At 38.6% G+C, this 7,015-nt stretch carries 4 protein-coding genes; 1 reads left to right on the top strand and 3 read right to left on the bottom strand.

Going from position 1 to position 7,015, the window contains the following annotated elements; genetic code table 11:
• Positions 1 to 331 precede the first annotated feature (331 nt).
• Positions 332 to 532, top strand: a complete 201-nt coding sequence (locus AC33VI_RS03455; RefSeq protein ID WP_491780874.1) for a hypothetical protein — start codon at positions 332 to 334, stop codon at positions 530 to 532.
• A gap of 28 nt (positions 533 to 560) precedes the next feature.
• Here the strand turns inward: AC33VI_RS03455 and AC33VI_RS03450 are convergent, their stop codons facing one another.
• The 3 genes from AC33VI_RS03450 to AC33VI_RS03440 form a co-directional block, all read right to left on the bottom strand.
• Positions 561 to 1,535, bottom strand: a complete 975-nt coding sequence (locus AC33VI_RS03450; protein ID WP_491780873.1) for a glycosyltransferase family 2 protein — start codon at positions 1,533 to 1,535, stop codon at positions 561 to 563.
• 44 nt (positions 1,536 to 1,579) lie between these two features.
• Positions 1,580 to 3,679 carry a lytic transglycosylase domain-containing protein gene (locus AC33VI_RS03445; protein WP_491780872.1) on the bottom strand — a complete coding sequence of 700 codons (2,100 nt, stop codon included), beginning with the start codon at positions 3,677 to 3,679 and terminating at the stop codon, positions 1,580 to 1,582.
• Between the two features lie 630 nt (positions 3,680 to 4,309).
• On the bottom strand, positions 4,310 to 7,015 hold a 2,706-nt coding region (locus AC33VI_RS03440), incomplete at its 5' end, for a CHAT domain-containing protein (RefSeq protein ID WP_491780871.1).

Below are 7,015 nucleotides of genomic sequence, written 5' to 3'. Positions count from 1 at the left end.
TCTGCCTCGACCGAAAGTAAGGCGTTTAGTTAGCCGCAACTAGTCCTTTAGGGCTACCCCCTGCCTGCATGCGGACACACGAATGTCCTTTGCGCCTTAAAACGATCTATTCTGTACCTGACTTAGATGAAAACTGCTGTATCTTTCCCCTTTAATCCATGAATTTTGAAAATACTTTCAGCACGAGTATAGTAATGTAAAGTAAGACAATATGACTATATTTCCCAAAAATTCCCCCTAATCATCAATTTTTTTGGAATTAATCAAGGTTATATACAGAAGTTGACCCAAAATAGTTAACCATAAACTAAATCTCCAATCCCTAATCCTCATGACTACCAACGATGAAAATAAAGTATTTGAATCACTCCTAGAATTTCTGCGTCAAGAGCGGGGTTTTGATTTTACGGGGTATAAGCGTTCGAGTTTGATGCGACGGGTGAAAAAGCGGATGCAAACTTATGATATTGAAACTTTTGAGGCATATTTAGACTATCTTCAGGTTCATCCAGAGGAATTTTTGCCTCTGTAATTGGAGTGATAGAGTGATGGAATCAAGATTAATTTAGATTATTTTTTTCTTCATTATCAAATTCCTTACGCCTTAAACGCAGTTGAATATCTTCTAGTAACTGACGGTTGACGCTCATTAAATCTGCCACCAAACCAAAGATCCAAAACTGTACGCCAATTAAAATTAAGATAGTAGCCAAAATAAGACTAGGGACGCGGGATTTAGTAGGATTATCGCCAATAATACCCCAAAATAAAATCAGCCAACGGCAACATAATAAAAATCCCACGCTAAAAGGAATAGTACCCAACAGCATAAAAAACTGAAGGGGGCGATAGGTCATAAAAATCCGCAGGATTGTTAAAATCGAATGCCTTATGTAGGCAGAAATGCTTTTAACCAAACGAGAAGGGCGTAGATAATCGTTGGTACGAATAGGAACAGAAGTTACGATTAAGCCTCTTTGTCCAGCTTGAATAATTGTTTCGAGAGTATAGGTATATTCATTAAACACATTTAGTTGTAAAGCTGCTTCGCGACTGATGGCTCGAAAACCGCTGGGTGCGTCGGGAATGTGGGTGTTACTAGCCAGACGCACTACCAAACTCCCCAGTCTTTGTAATAATTTTTTGGTAGGAGAAAAATGTTCGATCTTTTGAATTGGTCTAGCACCAATGACTATTTCTGCCCTCCCTGCCAAAATTGGGGCGATTAATTTAGGTATGTCATCAGCACAATATTGATTGTCGGCATCGGTATTGACAATAATATCTGCCCCTGCCTGTAGAGATGCTTCTAAGCCTGCCATAAAGGCTTTTGCCAGCCCTTGATTGTGCTGAAAATTGACAATGCGATCGACACCATTGGATTTTGCTACTTCTAAAGTGCGATCGCGACTGCCATCGTTGATAATTAACCATTCAACTCGATCTATCCCTGGTAACTTACGGGGTAATTGAGATAGGGTAAGACCTAAAGTTGCTTCTTCGTTATAGCAAGGAATTTGAATAATTAATTTCATTAGCTGGAGTTAAGCCAATTGGAGATCGTTTTTCAAGATCGAAATTAATTTTGGGCGGTTAATTTCAAATCTTGGAATTTTTGGCTAATCTCAGGATTATAAACCAACATATAGTTCCAATAATTTTCAAACACCGACTCGACATAACCTTTAGTCTCTCGATAGGGAATTTTTTCAACAAATTCATCTACATCTTGTAAACCATAACGAGATACCCATTTAGCCACTGCATTAGGTCCTGCATTGTAACTAGCTACTGCTAGCATGGAATTATTGTTATATTTTTTGTGAGTATAGTCGAGATAATAAGTACCAATATTGATATTATCTTCGGGTTTAGTCAAAGAATAGTTACTTAAGCCAATATTTTTGGCTGCACTTTTGGGGGTGGGGGGAATTACCTGCATCAAACCCAAAGCCCCTGCTGAAGACTCGATTTCTGGTTCAAAGCGGGATTCTTGACGAATTAAAGCCGTCACTAATAAAGGATTTAGTCCTCTATATTGCGACCATTTAAAAATAGTATCTTCAAAAGGAAAGGGATATAAAGCTTGCCAATATTCAGGTGTTTGACGTAGTTGGTGCCATTCTTGCTTTTCTTCGGGTAAATCTCGATCTTGGAGATACCAAATTTTATTAATACCCCGCAGGTTTTTTCCTTGATAGAGTTTTAATAATCCTTGGGTAAATTCTTCCGCAACGGTTAATTCAGGGCGACTGCTAATTTCGGTTTGAAATTGCGCCCAGGCTTCTGATTCTAAACCTAATTGATATAGTTCTTGGAAAGTTTCCGAACCACCAGGAGGATTGATGCGATCTATTTTAACTACTTCAGGGTTTTTGTGACGCACAGTGGTAAAGTCTCCCACATCCCACCCCAAAGCTACGGCAGATCGCCAAGCATAATAGGAGCGAGGAAAGCGGACTAATACCGATTCATAAGCCTTAGTAGCGTCTTCTGGGCGATTGAGTCTAGTCGCCCACTTAGCAATCCAGAAACCAGCTTTTGGGGCTAATGGACTATCGGGATTATTGGTCACAATTGGTTGCGCCCATTGCCAAGCACCAACTAGATCCCCCGTCTTAGCTTTTTTCTGGGCAACATTCCAGCGATATTTGGCAGCAGATTCGGAATGTTTGTATTCAGTTAAGACTCTTTGGCGAGCTTGAGTGGCAGATTTAGGACTATTCAGGCGATCAAGTAAGTCTGCCTTTTGTAATAAGGCTTCTGGAGCGTGTTTGGGGAATTTTTGGATTGCCAAATCTAGATAGCTGAGAGCTTCTTTTCTACTGACAATGGTAGCCAGACGACGTAATCCCCAGCCTACATCGTGAGAATCGGGATATTCTTGAAGTAATTTTAGATAGAATTGTTTTGCCGTAGCTTTGCTATTGGAAATATGATAACCTCTTCCCGCTCGATAGAGATTGCGAGATGTAGGTCTAGCTTTAGCATAGGCTTTTCCTGCTTTACCGTAGTCCCATTTTGTCCAATAACTATCGCCGATCGCTTCCCAAGTTTCTGGAGTTAGTTGGCTGCTATATTCTTTGACCAAGCGATCTCTAATTTTATCGACTCCTGGATCTTCTGGGGTATATTTGACCAAGACTGCCATTAAATTGGGTTGATTGGGGTTTTGTTGGAGTTTTTGGCGAATTATGTCGTGGGTGCGAGGATGAGCGGGAAATTGCACGATCGCCTGTTGCCAATAGGCAGGATTGGATTTTCCTAATATGTATAATGCTTCGGCACTAGCAGGAGAATCGTCATAATTATTAATCAGTTTTAGTAAGACTTTTTCTGCTGCTAAAGAGTCATTTTCTAGTTGATAAGCTTTACCTTGAGACAGCAATATATAAGGAGCGAGTAAAGGATATTCTTTTTCTAAACCCTGCAATTTGGCTAAAGCTGCCCTACCTTGTTGGCGATCGATTAAATCCGCAGCAATTAAAAAGCTATTGCGACTATGTTGGGAAGAACTACTCGATGCAGTGGCTAACATGGGACTAAGAAAAGGTTTCTTCGCAGATATTTCTCGATGAGAATTATTGTGAGTAGTTATAATTTTTGAACCAACAATTACTGTTACTATCGAACCAATACTAATTAACAGAAATGCTTTGGGAGTAAAATATTTCCACATATTACTTTCTGAGCAGTGTGAGGGGTAATGTTAGAGTTTATTGATAAATAAAAAAATAAAGTTATTTTATTTTGGCTAGTTGGGTAATGAGGTAGTTAGATATTGGGGTGAATTATTACTTCTCGATCGCCGCTACTTCAATACTTTCGTCACTTTACTATCTTCATAGCTTTTTCTTCTAATATTTATTTTGCCAACAGTCTCTTATTTTTATTGTTCCCTGGATGATGTTTTTTATTATCACTAAAAATTAACGGTTTTAATTGTTAGTAATTATTAAAATTGGCATTTAGATAAATAACCTTTGAATTTGCGCTGTTGTTATTCACAATAAAATCCAAAATTAAATAGTTATTATTTATTGGTTTTAGATAAATCTATTAAAAACTAAAAATAATCAAATTTATATTTTTATCGAATAATGTCTTGATTTTAAATACTTAAATGGAGTTGGGAAATAACTATTATTGTAATATGATTTTAGTCAATCAATTATGCAGTTATGATGAAGTAATATAAAATTACCAATAAAATTCTCAACAAAAATCTTCCCATATAGCAACTAAATCAAGAAGCGATCGCCCGATCAAACAAGCGATCGCTTTACTCTTCAAAATTCAATCTGCAATTTTAATTCCAATTACCAATTAAGGTAAACGCCGACCAAAAATAGGGATGATCTAGGGTTAGAGTTCCATTAGGAAATTCAGGAGGTAAATTAAGATTTTCTCCGTTAGATAAACTAACTTGCTTGTTATCAACTTTGACATTGCCTTGAAGCATTTTTAATTGAGTCTGACGCAAAGCTTCGGCTTTAATCAAAGTATCGTCCAAGCGATCGTAAAATTCTCCCATCAATGCCAAAGTACCCACATCGCTGACATACCAAAGACTTGCCAATGCTGATTTAACTCCCGCCTGTACTGCCAACCCAGCAAAACCCAACTCGGCTTCTTCATCTCCTAATGCAGTTTCACAAGCACTTAAGACTAAAAGTTCGATGGGGGTTGCATCGCTATTCCAGCCTAATTCCTGGGATAAATCTTGTAATTGGGGGATTTTCAATTTGTCATCATAAAATTGAATATAGGAATCATCTAAACTACCTGCTTTAAATTCTGCATGAGTTCCTAAATGAACGATCGGAAAAGGAGTTTCCCTTTTATTTTGGGCTTTAAAATTATCAACAGTAAACTGTTCGTTGATAAATACTTCTCCCTGACGGGGTTTGCTGACAATGGTTTCTAACTCAATTGGCATAGTAGGTAGAGAAGCCTGTTCGACAAACTCTGACGCACCCATTGCCAAAATCGAGCTTTTATCTAAACTGACATAACGAGTATCTGTCAAACCAAAACTAGGTACAATCGCTACTGCATATTTTTCAATCAGAAACTGTTCCCCATCGTGTAATGCAGCTAAGGGTAGGAGGCGCAAGCCAGAATCCATCGAAAAGACCAGAATATCAATATTATTGGCTGCTAATTCTGCTTCAATGGGTTCGATCAGAACTTGATAAAGTTCTTGAGACGATTTTAGATAACTGTTTTGATTTAACTTACTAGAATCGCTTACCTCTTCACGGAATTGGGTTGCAGTGGCAATTAATTCCTTGCGGGAAGTATCTTTAACTGTTTCTCTTAGGGTTAAGGCTGCGGGCGTTTTGGGAGAATCTACCTTATTGAGATCCGTCGATGCAACTAAAGAATTTTCTCGATCTGCTGATTTTGTATCATTAGGTAAGACGACAAACGCTTCCAAGCGATCTGATTGTAGGGATATATTAATAAATGCGGGATTTTTCCCCGTTTGTTGTCCGAGTTCTGCCAATCTGTTGGAAATTTCTTTCACAGAAGGCACTTGACCATATAATTGAATTCCAGAAGTATCCATCAATTGAGTGAGTTGCAATTCTTCTTGCATTTGAATTGCCATGTCAGTAGTTGCTTCTTGCACTTGTACTTCGTAAGCAATGCGATCTACTTCTTGTCCCAAATCTTGAGAGTTTTCATTAGAATCAGAAACTTCTTCATCAGTGTCTTCTGTTTCTTCGGCTAACTCTTCAGTTTCCTCTGTCTCTTCGGCAATTTCCTCAGCTTCTTCTACTGTTTCTTCCTTAACTCCTACTTCTTCCTCAGCTTCTTCTGTGGTTGCTACAGTTTTGTCTTCAATTTCTTCAGTCAGTTCTTCTGTAGCTTCAGTCGAATTTTTAGTAGCTGCCGTTTCTTGATTAACTTCACTATTGTCTGTTGTCTCATCATTAGCCGCAGTTACAGTTTGGGTTTCAACATCATCAACGGTGGCGGTTTCTGAGCTTGCTTCATTATTTCTAACCGCATCATTGCTAGTTACAGTTTGGGTTTCAACATCATCAACGGTGGCGGTTTCTGAGTTTGCTTCATTATTTCCAACCGCATCATTGTTAGTTACAGTTTGGGTTTCAACATCATCAACGGTGGGAGTGTTAATAGTATCTTCGGTTGTGATAACTTCAGTTTCTCCAAGATTATCAGATGCTTCGATATTAGGTTGAGAATCTGCTGTCTCCCCTGTTTCTAGATTTTGTTCGACAGAATTGTCAACAACTGGTTGAGATCCAATATCACTATCTAAGTTTGGGGTGTTTTCTGTTTCTAATACTGATTCTGGTTGAACTTCATTATTAATTTCTGGAGTTTGTTCTTCAAAACTAGTAATAACATCATCAACAGTGGGAGTGTTAATAGTATCTTCGGTTGTGATAACTTCAGTTTCTCCAAGATTATCAGATACTTCAATATTAGGTTGAGAATCTACTGTCTCTGCTGTTTCTAATACTGATTCTGGTTGGACTTCATTATTAATTTCTGGAGCTTGTTCTTCAAAACCACTAACAACATTATCTTCGATAACAATATTGGGATCTCCTGTGGTGTTTTCTCCCAAGGTCAAACCAACATCCCCTTCATTATTAGTTACTTCAGGATTGGGAGTATTACTATCGTTGGCGATCGCTTCCATGATGTCTTCATTAACAGCAGTACGCTCCGCAGCATCATTATTATCGGCGATGTTGTTATTAGGTGTTTCGGTTTCGCGATCGCTAATATTTGTCTCTTCGTCTGGAGTTTCTACATTTTCTTCTGCAATAACTTCATCTGTCGAAGTATCTTCTTCGACTACCATACTTTCTTCTGAAGGAGTATTGTTGTTGTCGCCCTCAGCCACCCCATTGGTAGGAGTATTGGTATTTTCCCCTTCAGCTACCCCATCGGTAGGAGTATTGTTGTTGTCGCCCTCAGCCACCCCATCGGTAGGAGTATTGGTATTCTCCCCTTCAGCTACCCCATCGGTAGG

The sequence above is a fragment of the Waterburya sp. genome, from assembly GCF_058530065.1.
This window is presented reverse-complemented; position numbering and strand designations above follow the sequence as displayed.